Here is a 16807-nt window from a genome sequence, read left to right as displayed (position 1 = left end):
GTTCCCCGGCGCGCTGGGTAAGGGCGTGGGCGGACACTTGGGGGGCCCATGCGCGTCGCTGCGGTACAGACGGTGGTGCCAGACCACCGCTACGACCAGGACCAGATCACCCAGGCGGTCGTGCAGCGCACGGACGCCGACGAGCGGCTCGTCCGCCGCTTCCATACCGCGACCCAGGTCACCGGCCGCAGCCTGGCCCTGCCGATCGACGAGTACGTGAAGCTCGGCGGCTTCACGGGCGCCAACGACGTCTACATCGAGACGGCCGTCGAGCTGGCGTCGCGGGCGGTGCGGGACGCGCTCGGCCAGTCCGGATTCGCCCCGCAGGACGTGGACCACCTGATCTTCTGCTCCTCGACCGGTGTGGCGACGCCCTCACTGGACGCCCGTGTGGCGCAGCGCGTCGGCCTGCGGGAGGACATCACGCGGGTGCCGATGTTCGGCCTGGGCTGCGCGGCGGGCGCGGCCGGGCTCTCCCGGCTGTACGACCATCTACGCGGCTGGCCGGAACGCGTGGCGGTGCTGGTCTGCGTCGAGCTGTGCTCGCTGACCGTCCAGCGCGAGGACACCTCGGTGGCGAACCTGGTCGCCAGCGGCCTGTTCGGCGACGGATCCGCCGCGGTGGTGGCGGTGGGGGACCAGCGAGACAACGGCTCCCACCGAGGGCCACGGGTGGTCGCGACCCGCAGCCGGCTCTATCCCGACACCCAGCGCCTCATGGGCTGGGACGTCGGCGACCACGGCTTCCGTGTCGTGCTGGCCGCCGACCTGGTGGACCACGTCGAGGCGACCCTGGCCGGCGATGTGGGGTCCTTCCTCGGCGACCACGGCCTCTCCGTGGACGAGGTGGACTCGTGGGTCTGCCACCCCGGCGGTCCGAAGGTGATCGAGATCATCCAGCAGGAGCTCGGCCTGGAACCGGACGCCCTGGACATCACCTGGAACTCCCTGCGCACGATGGGGAACCTGTCCTCGGTGTCGGTGCTGAACGTGCTGCAGGAGACGATCGCGCACCGCCGTCCACCCGATGGCGAGCCCGGCCTGCTCATGGCGCTCGGCCCGGGATTCTCCGCCGAACTCGTCCTGCTGCGCTGGTGAACCGCATGAACCGCTACACCGCGCTGATCGCGCTCGTGGCGGCCGAGCGGCTCGCCGAGCTGGCCGTGGCGCGCCGCAACCGCGCCTGGGCGCGGCGGCACGGCGGCATCGAGCACGGCGCCCGCCACTACCCGCTGATCGCCGCCGCCCACGTCGGCCTCCTGGGCGGAGCGCTGCTGGAAGCCCGGAAAACCCGGTTCGTCCCATCGCTCGGCTGGCCGATGCTGGCGCTGACGGCCTCCGCCCAGGCACTGCGCTGGTGGTGCATCGCCAGCCTGGGGAAACGGTGGAACACCCGGGTCATCGTCGTGCCCGGCATGCCGCTCGTCGACCGCGGCCCCTACCGCCGCCTGCGGCACCCCAACTATGTGGCCGTCGTCGCGGAGGGCGCCGCGCTGCCGCTCGTCCACACCGCGTGGCGGACGGCCCTGCTGTTCACGGCGGCCAACCTGTGGCTGCTCAGAACCCGCGTCAGGACCGAGAACGAGGCCCTCGGCTACGGGATCTGCTCCACGCGGACGCCGGGGACGGCCTCGTAGACGTCGGGGTCGGCGGTGATGAGCGGCCAGCGCCGCCAGCGGGCGGACCACGCGGCCTGCGCGGCGTCCATCCCCAGGTTGGGGATCGTGGTGACGAGCAGCCCGGTCTGCTGGGCGATCACGTCGTCGAGGTCGTCGACGTGCACGACCTGCATGCCGGGCAGCCGCTCCAGGACGGTGCGGCCGTGGTCCGGGACGATCTGCCACGCGCGGGCGAGCGCGGTGGCCGGGATCACGATGGTCGCGTGCTGGGCGATGGACGCGCGCAGCCGGGCGCGGACGTAGATCGTCTTGCCGGTGGCGAGGTCCAGGAGTGCGGTCGCGTCGAAGACGTGACCGGTGATCACGCGACGTCCCGGCGGTCCGGCGTGCCGCGTTCCACCAGCCGGTCCACCATGGCCTGCTCGTCCGGGCTCGGCGGGCCGAACAGGTCGTCGATGGTCGAGTTGTCCCGCAGGAAGGCCAGCTTGAGGCGCGCCCCGTCCGCGAGGAACCCGGACACCGAGGCGATCTTCTTCTCCTCGGCGAGCCCCTGCAGCGTGGCGGCAAGCTCGTCGGGGAGCGTGATGTTGAGTCTCGCCATGGCGCACACGATACACACTCTAGAGCCTTCCAGTGTGTACTGGGCCGGTTGTCGATTTCGTCCCCGCCCGTTCGTGTAGGAGGTAGGACGCACGAGAGGGGACCCACCAATGAACGAGATCCGAACGCTGCTGGACGGCCGCGGACTGGTCGAATCGCCGCGCTGGCACGGGGACCGGCTGTACTTCTCCGACTGGTCGGCAGGCGAAGTCGTCGCCGTGGGCCTGGACGGCGCCGCCGAGGTGGTCGCCCACGTCAAGTCGCTGCCACTCTGCACGGAGTGGCTCCCCGACGGCCGGCTCCTGATCGTCTCGTCGGCGGACGGCCTGCTCCTGCGCCGCGAGCCGGACGGAACCCTGACGACCCACGCCGACCTCGGCCGCGAGGGCTGGAACGACATCACCGTCGACGGCTGCGGCCACATCTACGTGAACGCCGTCGGCTTCGACCCGATGTCCGGCGAAATGTCCAAGCCGGGCTCGGTCTTCCTCGTCGCGGACGGCTCAGCGCGCCAGGTCGCCGACGACATTGCGTTCCCCAACGGGATGGCGGTGACGCCCGACGACTCCACGCTGATCGTCGCCGACTCCTATACCCACAGCCTCATGGCCTTCGACATCGCCGCCGACGGCAGCCTCTCGGGCCGCCGCCTGTGGGCCGACCTGGGCGAGGCCGCCGCCCCGGACGGCATCTGCGTGGACGCGGAGAACGCCGTCTGGTACGCCGACGTCCCCAACCGGCACTGCGTCCGCGTAGCCGAAGGCGGCGAGATCCTGCAGACCGTCGCCCTGGACCGAGGAGGTTTCGCCTGCACCCTCGGCGGCCCCACCGGCAGGACTCTCTTCATCACCGCCGCCGAATGGCGCGGCATGACCGAGCCCGAAATGGTGACCCCCGCCTCCGGCCAGATCCTCGCAGTGGACGTCGGACACGGTGCTTGATCAGCGTTCCGTGGAGAACTCCTCGATGCCGAGCACGCGCAGCAACTCCAGGCGTTCGCGGGTTTCGGCGTCCGCCGGGGTGAGGACCAGCAGGTGCTGGCCCTGGTCGGGGGTGACCAGGGTTTCGCAGTCCATCAGCATGTGGCCGACCCGCGGGTGCAGCAGCGTCTTGCGGTCGATGCGCCGGACCGCCACCTCGTGTTCGGCCCACAGCCGGCGGAAGTCGGCGCTCGCCGCCTGCAACCGGTCGACCAGCCCGGTCACGATGGGGTCGCCGGCGCGTCGGCCGGCGGCGGCGCGCAGGTCGGCCACCAGCTCACGGGCGTGCCTCTCCTGCTCGTCCGGTGGGCTGGCGGCGCGGGCGGCGGGCTCGGTGAACCAGCGGTACGCGACGTAGCGCCGGTCGCCGGAGAATTCCGTGTGGTCGCCCGTCAGCAGGAGGCCCATCCGGTTCTGCGCGAGGACCTCGCCCAGGTCGGACAGCACCACGGCCGGGGTGTCGCCGAGCAGATCGAGCATGCGCAGCAATCCGGCGCGGGCCAGACGGGCCGTCCCGTCGGCGGGCGGAGGCTGGTGGCCGGCCAAATGGAACAGGTGGTCGCGCTCGTCGTCGGAGAGGCGCAGTGCCCGCGCCAGCGCGCCGAGCAGTTGCGTCGAGGGCTGGCTGCTGCGCCCCTGCTCCAGGCGGACGACGTAGTCCGCCGACATGCCGGCGAGCATCGCCACCTCTTCGCGGCGCAGGCCGGCGGTGCGGCGGCGGGGGCCGTCGGGGAGCCCCACCTCGGCCGGACGGATCGCCTCGCGGCGGTGGCGCAGGAAGTCCGCGAGCTGCTCACGTTGCATGACTCCATGGTTCCTCGCGACGGCGGACGTATCCAGGGAGCGGCTCTCCCACGATGAACGCTCCTCTTTCAGGCGTCCTCCGACCGGACGCAGAGTTGGGGACGACGCTGAAACGAGGGAGAACGAGATGCAGACACGAACTCTGGGCAAGACCGGCCCGGCCGTTTCCGCGCTGGGGCTGGGCGGGATGAGCATGTCGGGCGCCTACGGCGCCGCCGACCGCGCCGAGAGCATCGCCACCGTGCACGCCGCGCTGGACGCCGGCGTCACGCTGATCGACACCGGCGACTTCTACGGCATGGGCCACAACGAGCTGCTGCTCGCCGAGGCGCTGCGCGGCCGGGACCGCGACGGCTACCAGCTGAGCGTCAAGTTCGGCATGCTGTCGGGGCCGGGTCCCGTGTTCGGCGGGATGGACGGCCGTCCCGAGGCGGTGAAGAACTTCCTGGCGTACTCGCTGACCCGGCTCGGCACCGACCACATCGACATCTACCGTCCCGCCCGGCTGGACCCGGACGTGCCGGTCGAGGAGACGGTGGGCGCGGTCAAGGAGATGATCGACGCCGGATACGTGCGGCACGTCGGGCTCTCCGAGGTCGACGCGGCGACGATCCGCCGGGCGCACGCCGTGCACCCGGTCAGCGACCTGCAGATCGAGTACTCGCTGATCTCCCGGGCGGTGGAGGCGGACGTCCTGCCCACGCTGCGCGAGCTCGGCATCGGCCTGACCGCCTACGGGGTGCTGGGCCGCGGCCTCATCTCCGGGCACTGGACGCCCGATCGCGCCGCCGCCCCCGGCGACAGCCGCGGTCGCAGCCCCCGCTTCTCGGACGGGAACGTGGAGCACAACCTCGCCCTCGTGGACGCGCTGCGCCGGGTCGCCGAGGCGAAGGGCTGCACCGTCGCGCAGCTGGTCATCGCCTGGGTGGCCGCCCGGGGCGAGGACATCGTGCCGCTGGTCGGCGCCCGCACCCGCGAGCGGCTGGACGAGGCGCTGCCCGCGATGGACCTGAACCTCACCGCCGACGACCTCGCCGAGATCGAGAAGGCCGTTCCGCTGGGCGCTGCACGCGGCGACCGCTACCCGCCGGCGTTCATGTCCGGGCTCGGCGTCGGCAACTGAGCCCTGGCCGGGCCTGCGTCGCGGCAGGCCCGGCCGATGTCCTCACGCTCTGCTCGGTGCGCCGAACCATGCGGGGAGACGGTTGAGCAGATCGGCCTGGTCTTCGCCTGCCCACACCACGTGGCCGTCCGGCCGCAGCAGCGCCGCCGGTACGTCCAGTTCGTCGCTGACATCGACGACGTGGTCGACCCGATCCGCCCAGCCGTCGACCGAGAGCCGGCCGGTCTGGTCGAGCAGCAGCCCGCGCCCCTTGTGCATCGCCTCGTAGAGGCGGCCCTGCTTCAGCCGGACGTCCCGCATCCGGTGGCCGAGCAGCTCGTGGCCGTCGCCGAAGTCGTAATGGACGCCGACCGCGGTGATCTTCTCGATCAGGTAGCGGTTCACCTCCTCGAACTCCATCAGCTCCGCCAGCAGCCGCCGCACCGCCTGCGGGCCCGCCTCCAGGGACATCAGCTCCGACTGCGCGCGGGTGGTGTCCAGCACGTCGGCGGCCACCGGGCGCCGCTCGGCCTCGTAGCTGTCCAGCAGGCTCTCCGGCGCCCAGCCGCCGATCTCGGCGGCGAGCTTCCAGCCCAGGTTGAACGCGTCCTGGACGCCGAGGTTGAGCCCCTGCCCGCCGAGCGGCGGGTGGACGTGCGCCGCGTCGCCGGCCAGCAGCACCCGGCCCGCCCGGTACCGCTCGGCCAGCCGGGTGGCGTCGCCGAAGCGGGTGAGCCGGCGCGCCGAGTGCGCGCCGAAGTTGGTGCCGGTGAACACCCGCAGCCGCTCCTTGATCTCTTCAAGCGTCGGCGGGACGGCCGGGTCCGCCGCCACCGCCTCGGCGGGCACGACCACGCGGTGCATGCCGTCCCCGATGGGGCCGACGCCGAACCCGCGCTGGGTCTTGCGGACCTCCGCGACCACGGCGGCCAGTTCCTCCGGTGCCACGGTCATCTTCATCTCGCCCAGCAGCCACTCGTGCGTGGCGGCGTCGCCGGGGAAGCCGATGTCGAGCAGCTTGCGCACCGTGCTGCGGCCGCCGTCGCAGCCGACGAGATAGCGCGAGCGCAGCCGGGTTCCGTCGGCCAGCTCGGCGGTCACCCCGCGCTCGTCCTGGCTCCCGCCGACCAGTTCGCAGCCGCGCCGGATCTCGGCGCCGAGCTCGGCGGCGCGCTCGGCCAGCAGCCGGTCGGTGACCGGCTGCGGGATGCCGAGAATGTAGGAATGCGCGGTGTCCATCCGGTCGGGCCACGGCTTGGTGATGCCGGCGAAGTAACCGCCGAGCCGGTATTTCTTGCCGTGTACGAGGAATCGCTCCAGCAGGCCGCGCTGGTCCATCACCTCGATGCTGCGGACGTGCAGGCCGAGCGATCGGACGATTTCGCTCGGCTGCTCGTCCCTCTCCAGCACGACCACCCGCACGCCGTGCAGCCGCAGCTCAGCGGCCAGCATCATGCCGGTCGGCCCGCCGCCGGCAATGATCACGTCGATCATGAACCCCCCAGGTCGCCTTTCGTCCAGCCGATAGGCGCAATTCTTCAATTGCGCGGATTCCGGCTACGGTCGACGATTGTGCAACACGACCAGGGTCTTGCCGCAAGCCCCCCTCTGTGCTATATATTGAAAATGGCAGGGAGAGCACAGCATCCCTGCCATTGCTTTTGGTGTTATCGCGCCAGGTCGCGCTCCAGGGCTTCGGCCGCCGTGCGCAGCGTGCCGACCAGCATGGGCAGGCGTTCCTTCTCGTACCGCGCGCTCGGCATCGACAGCGAGAGGCCCGCCACGGCCTCGCCGTCCGGCGCGTGGACGCAGACGCCGACCGCGACCACGCCCCGCTCGGAGCGGCCCTCGTTGAGCGCGAACCCGTTGCGGCGCACCCGCGCCAGATCCGCGCGCAGGGTGTCGAGGTCCGGTCGCTCGTCCGGGCGCTCGTCGTAGCGGTCGGCGGCGTACAGGGCGTCCAGCTGGTCGGGCGGCAGTTCGGCGAGGAGCAGCAGGCCGGCGGTGGTGCGGTGGGCGGGGAAGACCATCCCCTCGCGCGAGCCGACCCGGAGGGCCTGCCGTGACTCGACGCTGGCGATGAAGCGCGCCGTGTCGCCGGTGCGGACGGTGAGGTTGGCGGACTCGTCCAGCAGCTCGGCCAGCCTGTGCAGATGCGGCAGCGCGGCCGCCCGCAACCGGGCCGCCGTCGACTGGGAGTGGGCGGCGAGCTCCAGGACGGGGCCGACGCGGTAGGTGCGGTCGGCGTCGCGGACCGCGAAGTCCCGGTAGACGAGCATGGCGAGCAGCCGGTGCGCCGTCGAGTTCGCGACGCCGAGCCGCTGCGCGACCTCGGTGACCGTCAGCGGGCCTTCGAGCTGCAGCATCGCCGCGATGCGCAGCGCGTTGTCGACGCTGGCGATGGCGTACGGGGGCGGTGCTTTGAGCGGCTTGTCCATGACCTTGATTCTGGAGAGCAGAATTTCCTTTTCTTCACAGAGTACAGGCAGCACGATTGCGGGTATGACCAGCACTCCCTTCGCGGACTCGCCCGTGCGGCTGCGGGCCGTCGACGCGCCAGGCCAGCCGGACGTCACGCCGGAGCTCGAAGACCTCTACCGGGGGTTCGAGGCCGAGCTGCTCGTGCCGCTGTGGACGGAGATCGGCGGCCTGATGCCGGCCCATTCGCGCTCGGCCGCCGTCCCGCACGTGTGGAAGTGGGACAGGCTGGTCCGGCTCGCCGAGCAGGCCGGGCGGATCGTCCCGGTCGGACGCGGGGGAGAGCGCCGGGCGATCGCGCTGGCCAATCCGGGGCTGGGCGGGCGCCCGTTCGCGTCCCCGACGCTGTGGGCGGCGATCCAGTACCTCATGCCCGGTGAGGACGCGCCCGAGCACCGCCACACCCAGCACGCCTTCCGCTTCGTCGTCGAGGGCTCCGGCGTGTGGACGGTCGTCGGCGGCGACCCGGTGCCGATGAACCGGGGCGACTTCCTGCCGCAGGCCGGCTGGAACTGGCACGCCCACCACAACGCCACCGACCGTCCGATGGCCTGGATCGACGGCCTGGACATCCCGTTCCAGTACCTGACCGAGGCGCAGTTCTTCGAGTTCGGACGCGACGAGCTGTCCGAGGCCGAGCACACGACCCCCGAGCGCTCCCGCTCCGAACGGCTGTGGGGCCACCCCGGGCTGCGGCCGGTCGGCGTCGGCCACACCACGCCCGGCTCGCCGCTCCTGTCCTACAAGTGGGAGTTCACCGACCGGGCACTGGCCGACCAGCTCGCGCTGGAGAAGGAAGGCCACGCAGCCACGGTGGAGCCCGGCCACGCCGCCGTCCGGTACAGCAACCCCGCCGACGGCACCGACGTGCTGCCCACCCTCCGCGCCGAGTTCCACCGGGTCGCGCGGGGCGCCGAGACGGCCCCTGTCCGGGAGACCGGCTCCAGCGTCTACCAGGTCTTCGACGGCTCCGGCACGGTGACCGTTGGCGACACGACCTGGTCGGTGACCCGCGGCGACCTGTTCGTCGTCCCCTCCTGGGAGCCGCTCTCGGTGCGCTCGGAGGCCGGATCGTCCGACTCCGACTCCGGGGCTCTCGACCTGTTCCGTTTCAGTGACGCGCCCGTCTTCGAAGCCCTCAACCTCAACCGATTCGCCAAGGACGTCTGAATGAAGCTCTCCACCATCCGCACCGCCGCCGGCACCCGCGCCGTCCGCCTCGACGACGGCAAGCTCGTCGACCTGGGGTTCACCGACCTGGGCGCGCTGCTGGCCGACCCGGACTGGCGGACGAAGGCCGCATCCGGCGCCGGGACGGCCTACGACGCCGAGGGCGCCGACTTCGCCCCCGTGGTGCCGAACCCGTCCAAGGTGATCTGCGTTGGCCACAACTACACGAACCACATCAAGGAGATGGGCCGGGATCTTCCGTCCTACCCCACGCTCTTCCCGAAGTTCGCCGACTCCCTGATCGGCGCGAACGACGACATCGTCAAGCCCACCGAGACCGATGCGCTCGACTGGGAGGTGGAGTTGGCCGTCGTCATCGGCCAGGAGGTGCGCCGCGCCGATGACGCCCAGGCGGAGGCGGCGATCGCCGGGTTCACCGTCATGAACGACGTCTCCGTCCGCGACTGGCAGTTCCGCACGATCGAGTGGACGCAGGGCAAGATCTGGGACTCCTCGACCCCCGTCGGCCCCTACCTGGTCACCCCGGACGAGGTCGGCGGCGTCCGCCCGGCGCTGCGGGTGAAGACCGTCGTGGACGGGCGGGAGATGCAGTCCGACGACACCGGCACGCTGCTGTTCGACCCGGTCTTCCTGGTCAAGTACGTCTCCACGATCATCACGCTGCGCCCCGGCGACCTGATCGCCACCGGCACGCCCGCCGGGGTGGGCCACGCCCGCGACCCGAAGATCTACCTGACCGGCGGCGAGACGGTCGTGACCGAGATCGACGGTCTCGGCGCCTGCACGAACCGCGTCGTCAAGGACGCCTGATGGCGCGTTCGTTCACCGACGCCGTCCGCTGGACGCACGAGGGCACGAAGCTGTTCCTCGACGCGTCCGACGGCCTGACCGAGGCGGAGTACGAGGCCCCGAGCCTGCTGCCCGGCTGGACGCGCAAGCATCTGGTCGCCCACGTCGCGGCCAACGCCGAAGCGCTCGGCAACCTGCTGCACTGGGCGGCCACCGGCGAGGAGACCCCCATGTACGCCTCGCCCGAGGAGCGGGCGGCCGGGATCGAGCGCGGCCCGCAGATGAGCGCCGCCGAACTGACCGCCTGGGTGAACCGCTCCGCCACGGCGCTGCGCACGGCGATGGACGAGTTGACCGACGGCCAGTGGCAGACCGAGGTCGTCACAGCCCAGGGCCGGACCGTTCCCGCCACCGAGGTGCCGTGGATGCGGTCCCGCGAAGTCCTCGTCCACGCCGTCGACCTGGGCCTCGGCGTCACCTTTGCCGACCTGCCGGGCGACTTCCTGCAAGCCCTCATCACCGACATCACCGCCAAACGGAAGATGGACGCCGCGACCGTTCCGGACGGGCCGCTGCCCGAGGTGGCCGCCTGGCTCGCCGGACGCCCGCACACGCTTCCCGACGCCCCGCCGCTCGGCCCCTGGCTCTGACGCGTCCGAGAAAGAAGAGACCATGACCAATCCTGATGTGATCATCGTCGGCGGCGGCATCGGCGGGCTGGGCGCCGCCTACGCGCTGAGCCGCCGGGGCCTCGCGGTCCGCGTCCTCGAACGGGCCGCCGCCTTCGGCGAGGTCGGCGCCGGCATCCAGCTCGCCCCCAACTGCACGCGCATCCTCGACGACTACGGCCTGCTGGACGAGGCGAAGAACCTCGGCGTCACACCCGAAGCGATGATCATGCGCGACGCGGTCGACGGCTCCGAGCTGACCCGCCTCGACCTGCGCGACCTGGAGCGGCGCTACGGCTTCCCGTACCTGGTCATCCACCGCAGCGACCTGCACGCCATGCTGCTGTGCGCCTGCGAGCGCGCCGGCGTCGACCTGTGGACCTCGCAGCAGGTGGTGGACTACGCGAACGTCACCGGCGGCGCCCGCGTCACGCTCGCCGACGGCCGCGTCGAGAAGGCGCGGATCGTCATCGCGGCGGACGGGCTGCACTCGGCGGCCCGCAAACTGCTCTCGGACGACGAGCCGGTCTCCTCCGCGTACGTCGCGTATCGCGGCACCACCCCGACGGCGAGCGGCCGGGCGGCGGAGGTCGACCTGTCCGAGGTCGTCGTGTACATCGGACCGCGCTGCCACTTCGTCCACTACGGGCTGCGCGGCGGCGAACTGCTCAACCAGGTCGCCGTGTTCGAGTCGCCCAAGGCGCGCGCCGGCGAGGAGGACTGGGGCACGCCCGACGAACTGGACGCGGCCTTCGCGCGTGCCTGCGACTTCGTCCAGGACGGGCTGCCCGACATGTGGCGCGACCGCTGGTGGCGGATGTACGACCGCGACCCGATCATGACGTGGGTGGACGGCAGCATCGCGCTGCTCGGCGACGCCGCCCACGCCCCGCTCCAGTACATCGCGCAGGGCGCGATCATGGCGATCGAGGACGGCTGGGTACTCGGCGAGCACGTCGCCCGGCACCTCACCGACGACGGGACGGTGGACTGGCCGGCCGTCCTCGCGGCCTACCAGGCCGTCCGGCCCGAGCACTGCCGCCGCGTCGTCAGCACGTCCCGCGCCTGGGGCCAGCTGTGGCACCTGGACGGGCTGGCTCGGCAGCAGCGCAACGTCCTGCTGCGGGAGCGCGGCACCTACGACTACGCGTTCGTGGACTGGCTCTACGGCCCGACCGCGCTGCACCCGTCCGACGAACCGCCGATGTTCACACCGGTGCCGCTGGCGTCGGCGAAGGTGGACACGCTCATCGGTTGACGCCCATACGGCCTGACCCCGCGCGGGATCAGGCCGTATGGCCGTCAGGCTTCCTTGAGCGGGACGGGCAGCTGCTCGCGAAGCTCGTCGATCGTGACCCCGAAGGTCTCGCGGACCGACGCCCCGTCCGGGCCGACGTCGATGACGGCGACGTCGGTGTAGATCCGGCTGACGCAGCCGACGCCGGTCAGCGGGTAGGTGCACGCGGGCACCAGCTTGGACCGGCCCTTCTTGTCGAAGAGCGTCATCATCACGAAGACCTGCTTCGCGCCGATGGCCAGGTCCATCGCCCCGCCCACGGCCGGGATGGCGTCGGGGGCGCCGGTGCTCCAGTTGGCGAGGTCGCCGGTCGCCGAGACCTGGAACGCGCCCAGCACGCACACGTCGAGATGGCCGCCGCGCATCATGGCGAAGGAGTCCGCGTGGTGGAAGTACGACGTTCCGGGAAGCTCGGTCACCGGGACCTTGCCGGCGTTGGTGAGATCAGGGTCGATCTCGTCGCCGGCCGCCGCCGGGCCCATGTTGAGCATGCCGTTCTCGGTGTGCAGCACGATGCCCGAGCCGTCCGGGAGGTGGTCGGCGACCTTGGTCGGACGGCCGATGCCGAGGTTGACGTAGGAGCCGGACGGGATGTCGCGGGCGACGATCGCGGCGAGCTCTTCGGTGCTGAGGGACATGTCAGCGCGCTCCTTGGACGGTGTACTGCCGTGCCTCGACCTTCACCACGCGGTCGACGTAGATGCCGGGCGTGACGACCGCCTCCGGGTCGAGGTCCCCGGCGGGAACAACCCCGCCCACCTGGACGATCGTGGCCGCCGAGGCCGTCGCCATGACGGGGCCGAAGTTGCGGGCGGTCTTGCGGTAGACGAGGTTGCCCATCGTGTCGGCGCGGTGGGCGCTGATCAGCGCCACGTCGCCCCTGATGGGGTACTCCAGGACGTACTCGCGCCCGTCGATCGTCCGGGTCTCCTTGCCCTCGGCCAGCGGAGTGCCCACGGCGGTCGGACAGTAGAAGGCGCCGATGCCCGCACCGGCCGCGCGCATCCGCTCGGCGAGGTTGCCCTGCGGCACGACCTCCAACTCGATCTTCCCATCCCGGTAGAGCCCGTCGAAGACGTAGGAGTCGCTCTGCCGGGGGAAGGAACAGATCACCTTCCGCACGCGCCCGGCCTTGAGCAGCGCGGCCAGCCCGACCTCCCCGTTGCCGGCGTTGTTGGACACGATGGTGAGGTCCTTCGCGCCCTGCCGGATCAGCCCGTCGATCAGGTCGAACGGCATCCCCGCGAAGCCGAAGCCGCCGACCAGGACGGTGCTGCCGTCCTCGATCCCGCGCACGGCCTCGTCGACGCTTTCCACTATTTCCGCGCGACTCACGCTCCGGCCTCCAGGTTCTCCAGGACGACGGCCAGGCCCTGCCCGACCCCGATGCAGATCGCGGCGACGCCCCAGCGCTCGCGGCGCTCCCGGAGCACCTTCGCGAGCGTGCCGAGGACGCGGGCGCCGCTGGCCCCCAGCGGGTGGCCGATCGCGATCGCGCCGCCCTTGGTGTTGACGATCTCCGGGTCGATTGCCCAGGCATCGACGCAGACCAGCGATTGGACGGCGAAGGCTTCGTTGAGTTCGACCGCGCCGACCTGATCCCAGCCGATTCCGGCCCGCGCGAGGGCGTGGTTGGCCGCCTCGACCGGGGCGTAGCCGAACTCCTGCGGGTCAAGCGCGAACGCCCCTCGTCCGGCAATGCGGGCGAGGGGTTCGAGGCCGATCCGGTCGGCGGCGGCTTCGGAACCGAGCAGCAGAGCGGACGCGCCGTCGCTCAGCGGCGAGGCGTTGCCCGCCGTGATGGTGCCGTCCGGACGGAAGCTCGGCTTGAGCCCGGACAGCTTCTCCAGCGAGGTGTCGGCGCGGATGCCCTCGTCCCGCTTCAGCCCCTCGGTGGGGACGACCAGGTCGTCGTAGAAGCCCTCGTCCCAGGCGGCCGCCGCCAGCTGGTGGGAACGCAGGGCGAACGCGTCCTGACGCTCCCGGCTGACGCCGAACTTCTCCTGGAGCTGCTCGTTGGCCTCGCCGAGCGATACGGTCCATTCGTCCCGCATGCGCGGGTTGACCAGCCGCCAGCCGAGCGTCGTCGAAACGGCGGCGAGGTTGCCTGCCGGGAAACCCTTGGCCGGCTTCGGCAGTACCCACGGCGCCCGGGTCATCGACTCCACCCCACCGGCCAGGATCACGTCGGCGTCGCCGGACTCGATCGTCCGGGAACCGATCATCGCCGCGTCCAGGCTGGAGCCGCACAGCCGGTTGACCGTCGTGCCGGGCACGCTGGTCGGCAGCCCGGCGAGCAGCGCGGCCATCCGTCCGACGTTGCGGTTCTCCTCGCCCGCACCGTTCGCGTTGCCCCAGACGACGTCGCCGATCGCGGCCGGGTCAAGCCGGGGTGCGCGCTCCAGCAGCGCACTGATCACACCGGCCGCGAGGTCGTCCGGCCGCACGCCCGACAGCGCGCCGTTGAACCGCCCGAACGGTGTCCGGACGGCGGAGTACAGGTAGGAGCTCATGCAATCGAGGCTAGTGACCTCGCTTGATACAGTGAAGTATCAATATTCACTCCTATTAATATGTCACAGATATGGATCTACGCCACCTGCGGTACTTCGTCGCAGTCGCCGAGGAACTCCACTTCGGCCGGGCCGCCGAGCGGCTCAACATGGCCCAGCCGCCGCTGTCCCAGGCGATCCGCAGGCTGGAGCACGAGCTGGGCGTGGACCTGCTCCACCGGACCACGCGCCGGGTCGACCTCACCGATGCGGGCCGCAGCTACCTGGTGCGGGCCAGGCAAATCCTCGGGGAGGTGGACGAGGCGGCGCACGAGGCCCGCCGGGTCGCGGCCGGCGCCGTCGGGCATCTCGCGATCGGCTGCGTGGGCTCGGCGACCTACAGCCTGCTGCCCGCGCTGTCCCGAGGCCTCTCCCTGGAACTGCCCGGAGTCGACTTCGCCTTCCGCGGCGAGATGCTCGTGCCCGACCAAATCTCGGCGCTGCGGTCCGGCGGGATCGACCTGGCGCTGCTGCGACCGCCGATCGCCGACCTGTCCCTGACCGTCCTGCCGCTGCGCCGGGACCGGCTCGTCGTCGCCGTCCCCACCGGCCACCCCCTGGCCGCCCTGAGCCGGATAGGCGTCACCGACATGGCGGGCGCCGACCTCATCGTGCATTCCGCGGACCGCCGCTCGGTGATGTACGACGTCGTCCTCGGCCTCTTCCGCGACGCCGCCGTCGAGCCCCGGATCCGCCACGAGGTCGGCGAGACGTCCACCCTGATCACCCTGGTCGCCGGCGGGCTCGGCGTGGCCGTCGTCCCTGAACCGGTGACGGTCCTGGCGCTGGAAGGCGTCGTCTACCGTCCCCTGGTGCGTCCCACCACGCACGTGGACCTGGCGATCGCCCACCGAACCGACCGCACAGAACCCCACCTCTCCCGAGCCGTCTCCTTGATTCGCGAGATCGTCTGACATGCACAGAGTTCATGTCGAGCCATGTAGAACATGTGTTTGTCTAATGCAAGTCCGCTGGATTCACTGGGGGCCATGACCGACTCAGCCCCTCCCGTCTCCGACCTGGACCTGTTCGACGACGCGGTGCTCGTCGACCCGTACCCGTCCTTCGCGGCGCTGCGCGACCTCGGCGGCGTCGTCCACCTCCCGGCGAACGACGTCTACGCGCTCACGCGGTACGACGTGATCCGCGGCGCCCTGGGCGACTGGGAGACCTTCTCCTCCGCCGGGGCCATCGGCTTCAACCCGATGGTCAACGAGGCGCTGACCGGCACGTCCCTCTCCTCGGACCCGCCGGCGCACACCCAACTGCGCGCGGCCCTGACCGCGAACCTGTCGCCGCGCGCACTCCGCAAGCTGAAGGGCGGCATCGACGCGAAGGCCGACGCGCTCGTCGGGAAGCTGGTCGCCGAGGGCTCGTTCGAGGCCATCGACGCGCTGGCCCGCGCCTTCCCGCTGGAGGTCGTCGCGGACCTCATCGGGTTCACCGGGCACGTCCGCGACAACATGCTGCGCTGGGGCCAGGCGGCGATGCAGGTGCTCGGGCCGCTGAACCAGCGCACGGCGGAGTGCTTCCCGATCGCGGGCGAGCTGTACGAATGGTGCTCGAACGTCACCGCGGACGACCTGGCGCCCGGCTCGGTCGGACGCGGGGTCTTCGAAGCCGAGGCGCGGGGCGAGATCCCGCCCGGAACGTCCGGCCACATCATCCACCAGTACCTCGGCGCCGGCGTCGACAGCACGATCGCCGCCCTGGGGAACATCGTCGCCCTCTTCGCCGCGCACCCCGGCCAGCTCGCGCTGGTGCGGGAGAACCCGTCGCTGGTACCGGCCGCGTTCAACGAGGTGCTCCGCTACTGGGGACCGATCCACGCCTTCGGGCGCCTCGTGACCCGGGACGTGGAGCTCGACGGCGTCCTGGTCCCGGAGGGCGCGAAGGTCGCGATCCTCTTCAATTCCGGCAACCGCGACCCGCGCCACTACCCGGACGCCGACGCGTTCCTGGTCGAGCGCAACCCGATCGACCACCTCTCGTTCGGCTACGGCCCGCACGGCTGCGCCGGACAGGGCCTGGCCCGGCTGGAGGCCCACGCGGTCATCGAAGCCCTGGCGCGCCGCGTCGAGCGGCTCGTCGTCGGCACCGAGGTCCGGGTGCCGAGCAACACCATCCGGAGCATCGAAGAGCTCCCCGTCCTGGAGGTGATCCCCGCATGAAGATCGTTCTCGACCGTCCGCGCTGCGAGGGGCACGGCCTCTGCGAGGAGGCCGCACCCGAGCTGATGCACCTCGACGACGACGGCGAACTCGTCCTCGACCGCGCGGAGATCGGCGACGCCGATGCCCCGCAGGCCAAGGCCGCCGTCCGGGCCTGCCCGGTCGCGGCCCTCCGCCTCGAATGAGCACGCCGATCAGGCGGGCCGTAGTCGTGGGCAACGGCATCGCCGGCCTCACGGCGGCCGACGCGCTACGCGACAGCGGCTTCGACGGAGAGCTGACCATCGTCGGCGACGAGCCGCACGCGGCCTACAGCCGTCCGGCCCTGTCGAAGGCGCTTCTGCTAGACGGCGGCGACATGGCGCCCCACCAGCTCCCACCGACCACGCACGAGGCGAACGAACTACTCGGCGTCCGGGCCTCCGGCCTAGTGCCGTAGCAGGCAACGTTTGCCCTGTAACCGCTTGAGGCGTCAGCTCGTGCTGAGTGGTGTGCTGGCCTCGGCATCGAGCTGGTGGTCCGCCCAGATGTAGCTTTCGGGAAGCAGGTCGGTGAC

20 protein-coding genes are annotated in these 16807 nt (G+C 71.4%); 12 read left to right on the top strand and 8 right to left on the bottom strand.

Translation table 11 applies throughout. The features are described 5' to 3' along the window. Nucleotides 1–48 precede the first annotated feature (48 nt). The gene (locus tag HUX53_RS12765) at nt 49–1098 is read left to right on the top strand and encodes a type III polyketide synthase (RefSeq protein WP_176403387.1); all 1050 of its coding nucleotides are present in this window, start codon (nt 49–51) and stop codon (nt 1096–1098) included. 5 nt (nt 1099–1103) lie between these two features. Further along, on the top strand, nt 1104–1637 hold the full coding sequence (locus tag HUX53_RS12760; protein ID WP_176403386.1) for an isoprenylcysteine carboxyl methyltransferase family protein: 534 nt from the start codon (nt 1104–1106) through the stop codon (nt 1635–1637). Here the strand turns inward: HUX53_RS12760 and HUX53_RS12755 are convergent. After that, entirely contained in the window at nt 1595–1984 is a 390-nt protein-coding gene (locus HUX53_RS12755; protein ID WP_131944560.1) for a hypothetical protein, read from the bottom strand. The genes HUX53_RS12760 and HUX53_RS12755 overlap by 43 nt on opposite strands. Further along, nucleotides 1981–2220, bottom strand: coding sequence for a hypothetical protein (locus HUX53_RS12750; RefSeq protein ID WP_176403385.1), 240 nt, complete (start codon nt 2218–2220; stop codon nt 1981–1983). Before HUX53_RS12750 ends, HUX53_RS12755 begins: the two co-directional genes overlap by 4 nt. Nucleotides 2221–2329: 109 nt before the next feature. Between HUX53_RS12750 and HUX53_RS12745 the strand changes: the two genes are divergently transcribed. Then, on the top strand, nt 2330–3160 hold the full coding sequence (locus tag HUX53_RS12745) for an SMP-30/gluconolactonase/LRE family protein (protein ID WP_176403384.1): 831 nt from the start codon (nt 2330–2332) through the stop codon (nt 3158–3160). On the opposite strand, the gene HUX53_RS12740 is transcribed toward HUX53_RS12745, so the two are convergent. Beyond that, entirely contained in the window at nt 3161–4003 is an 843-nt protein-coding gene (locus tag HUX53_RS12740; RefSeq protein ID WP_176403383.1) for a helix-turn-helix transcriptional regulator, read from the bottom strand. A 127-nt stretch (nt 4004–4130) separates the two neighbouring features. Here HUX53_RS12740 and HUX53_RS12735 point away from each other — a divergent pair, with 127 nt between their 5' ends. Beyond that, a complete protein-coding gene (locus tag HUX53_RS12735; RefSeq protein WP_176403382.1) occupies nt 4131–5126 on the top strand; it encodes an aldo/keto reductase in 996 nt (331 codons plus the stop codon). Between the two features lie 42 nt (nt 5127–5168). Here the strand turns inward: HUX53_RS12735 and rox are convergent, their stop codons facing one another. After that, the gene (rox, locus tag HUX53_RS12730) at nt 5169–6599 is read right to left on the bottom strand and encodes a rifampin monooxygenase (protein WP_176403381.1); all 1431 of its coding nucleotides are present in this window, start codon (nt 6597–6599) and stop codon (nt 5169–5171) included. A gap of 173 nt (nt 6600–6772) precedes the next feature. After that, entirely contained in the window at nt 6773–7543 is a 771-nt protein-coding gene (locus HUX53_RS12725; RefSeq protein ID WP_176403380.1) for an IclR family transcriptional regulator, read from the bottom strand. Nucleotides 7544–7607: 64 nt separating this feature from the next. Here HUX53_RS12725 and HUX53_RS12720 point away from each other — a divergent pair, with 64 nt between their 5' ends. Genes HUX53_RS12720 through HUX53_RS12705 form a run of 4 tightly spaced genes read left to right on the top strand, consistent with a single transcriptional unit; the run spans nt 7608 to nt 11489 of the window. Then, entirely contained in the window at nt 7608–8753 is a 1146-nt protein-coding gene (locus HUX53_RS12720; protein ID WP_176403379.1) for a cupin domain-containing protein, read from the top strand. Beyond that, nucleotides 8754–9584 carry a fumarylacetoacetate hydrolase family protein gene (locus tag HUX53_RS12715; RefSeq protein WP_176403378.1) on the top strand — a complete coding sequence of 277 codons (831 nt, stop codon included), beginning with the start codon at nt 8754–8756 and terminating at the stop codon, nt 9582–9584. It begins immediately after the preceding gene. Beyond that, nucleotides 9584–10213 carry a maleylpyruvate isomerase family mycothiol-dependent enzyme gene (locus tag HUX53_RS12710; RefSeq protein WP_176403377.1) on the top strand — a complete coding sequence of 210 codons (630 nt, stop codon included), beginning with the start codon at nt 9584–9586 and terminating at the stop codon, nt 10211–10213. The genes HUX53_RS12715 and HUX53_RS12710 overlap by 1 nt, the downstream gene beginning before the upstream one ends. 22 nt (nt 10214–10235) lie before the next feature. Beyond that, nucleotides 10236–11489, top strand: a complete 1254-nt coding sequence (locus HUX53_RS12705) for an FAD-dependent monooxygenase (protein WP_176403376.1) — start codon at nt 10236–10238, stop codon at nt 11487–11489. Between the two features lie 44 nt (nt 11490–11533). Here the strand turns inward: HUX53_RS12705 and HUX53_RS12700 are convergent, their stop codons facing one another. Genes HUX53_RS12700 through HUX53_RS12690 form a run of 3 tightly spaced genes read right to left on the bottom strand, consistent with a single transcriptional unit; the run spans nt 11534 to nt 14041 of the window. After that, nucleotides 11534–12166, bottom strand: coding sequence for a 3-oxoacid CoA-transferase subunit B (locus HUX53_RS12700; protein ID WP_176403375.1), 633 nt, complete (start codon nt 12164–12166; stop codon nt 11534–11536). Nucleotide 12167: 1 nt separating this feature from the next. Beyond that, nucleotides 12168–12863: a 3-oxoacid CoA-transferase subunit A gene (locus HUX53_RS12695; protein ID WP_176403374.1), complete on the bottom strand. Its 696-nt coding sequence runs from the start codon at nt 12861–12863 to the stop codon at nt 12168–12170. Then, on the bottom strand, nt 12860–14041 hold the full coding sequence (locus HUX53_RS12690) for a thiolase family protein (protein WP_176403373.1): 1182 nt from the start codon (nt 14039–14041) through the stop codon (nt 12860–12862). The genes HUX53_RS12695 and HUX53_RS12690 overlap by 4 nt, the downstream gene beginning before the upstream one ends. A gap of 71 nt (nt 14042–14112) precedes the next feature. Here HUX53_RS12690 and HUX53_RS12685 point away from each other — a divergent pair, with 71 nt between their 5' ends. From HUX53_RS12685 to HUX53_RS12670, 4 genes are all read left to right on the top strand, one after another. Then, nucleotides 14113–14994: a LysR substrate-binding domain-containing protein gene (locus HUX53_RS12685; protein WP_176403372.1), complete on the top strand. Its 882-nt coding sequence runs from the start codon at nt 14113–14115 to the stop codon at nt 14992–14994. A gap of 75 nt (nt 14995–15069) precedes the next feature. Next, the gene (locus tag HUX53_RS12680) at nt 15070–16251 is read left to right on the top strand and encodes a cytochrome P450 (RefSeq protein WP_176403371.1); all 1182 of its coding nucleotides are present in this window, start codon (nt 15070–15072) and stop codon (nt 16249–16251) included. Then, complete coding sequence (locus tag HUX53_RS12675; protein WP_176403370.1) at nt 16248–16436, top strand: ferredoxin; 189 nt, start codon at nt 16248–16250, stop codon at nt 16434–16436. Before HUX53_RS12680 ends, HUX53_RS12675 begins: the two co-directional genes overlap by 4 nt. Continuing rightward, nucleotides 16433–16690: an FAD-dependent oxidoreductase gene (locus HUX53_RS12670; RefSeq protein ID WP_217919376.1), complete on the top strand. Its 258-nt coding sequence runs from the start codon at nt 16433–16435 to the stop codon at nt 16688–16690. The genes HUX53_RS12675 and HUX53_RS12670 overlap by 4 nt, the downstream gene beginning before the upstream one ends. The last annotated feature ends 117 nt before the right edge of the window (nt 16691–16807 follow it).

The sequence above is a fragment of the Actinomadura sp. BRA 177 genome (assembly GCF_013372625.1).
Classification (GTDB): domain Bacteria; phylum Actinomycetota; class Actinomycetes; order Streptosporangiales; family Streptosporangiaceae; genus Spirillospora.
This window is presented reverse-complemented; position numbering and strand designations above follow the sequence as displayed.

Coding starts and splice junctions, on each gene's coding strand:
- HUX53_RS12765 (WP_176403387.1), top strand. CDS start 49: ATGCGCGTCGCTGCGGTACAGACGGTGGTGCCAGACCACCGCTACGAC.
- HUX53_RS12760 (WP_176403386.1), top strand. CDS start 1,104: ATGAACCGCTACACCGCGCTGATCGCGCTCGTGGCGGCCGAGCGGCTC.
- HUX53_RS12750 (WP_176403385.1), bottom strand. CDS start 2,220: ATGGCGAGACTCAACATCACGCTCCCCGACGAGCTTGCCGCCACGCTG.
- HUX53_RS12745 (WP_176403384.1), top strand. CDS start 2,330: ATGAACGAGATCCGAACGCTGCTGGACGGCCGCGGACTGGTCGAATCG.
- HUX53_RS12740 (WP_176403383.1), bottom strand. CDS start 4,003: ATGCAACGTGAGCAGCTCGCGGACTTCCTGCGCCACCGCCGCGAGGCG.
- HUX53_RS12735 (WP_176403382.1), top strand. CDS start 4,131: ATGCAGACACGAACTCTGGGCAAGACCGGCCCGGCCGTTTCCGCGCTG.
- rox (WP_176403381.1), bottom strand. CDS start 6,599: ATGATCGACGTGATCATTGCCGGCGGCGGGCCGACCGGCATGATGCTG.
- HUX53_RS12725 (WP_176403380.1), bottom strand. CDS start 7,543: ATGGACAAGCCGCTCAAAGCACCGCCCCCGTACGCCATCGCCAGCGTC.
- HUX53_RS12720 (WP_176403379.1), top strand. CDS start 7,608: ATGACCAGCACTCCCTTCGCGGACTCGCCCGTGCGGCTGCGGGCCGTC.
- HUX53_RS12715 (WP_176403378.1), top strand. CDS start 8,754: ATGAAGCTCTCCACCATCCGCACCGCCGCCGGCACCCGCGCCGTCCGC.
- HUX53_RS12710 (WP_176403377.1), top strand. CDS start 9,584: ATGGCGCGTTCGTTCACCGACGCCGTCCGCTGGACGCACGAGGGCACG.
- HUX53_RS12705 (WP_176403376.1), top strand. CDS start 10,236: ATGACCAATCCTGATGTGATCATCGTCGGCGGCGGCATCGGCGGGCTG.
- HUX53_RS12700 (WP_176403375.1), bottom strand. CDS start 12,166: ATGTCCCTCAGCACCGAAGAGCTCGCCGCGATCGTCGCCCGCGACATC.
- HUX53_RS12690 (WP_176403373.1), bottom strand. CDS start 14,041: ATGAGCTCCTACCTGTACTCCGCCGTCCGGACACCGTTCGGGCGGTTC.
- HUX53_RS12685 (WP_176403372.1), top strand. CDS start 14,113: ATGGATCTACGCCACCTGCGGTACTTCGTCGCAGTCGCCGAGGAACTC.
- HUX53_RS12680 (WP_176403371.1), top strand. CDS start 15,070: ATGACCGACTCAGCCCCTCCCGTCTCCGACCTGGACCTGTTCGACGAC.
- HUX53_RS12675 (WP_176403370.1), top strand. CDS start 16,248: ATGAAGATCGTTCTCGACCGTCCGCGCTGCGAGGGGCACGGCCTCTGC.
- HUX53_RS12670 (WP_217919376.1), top strand. CDS start 16,433: ATGAGCACGCCGATCAGGCGGGCCGTAGTCGTGGGCAACGGCATCGCC.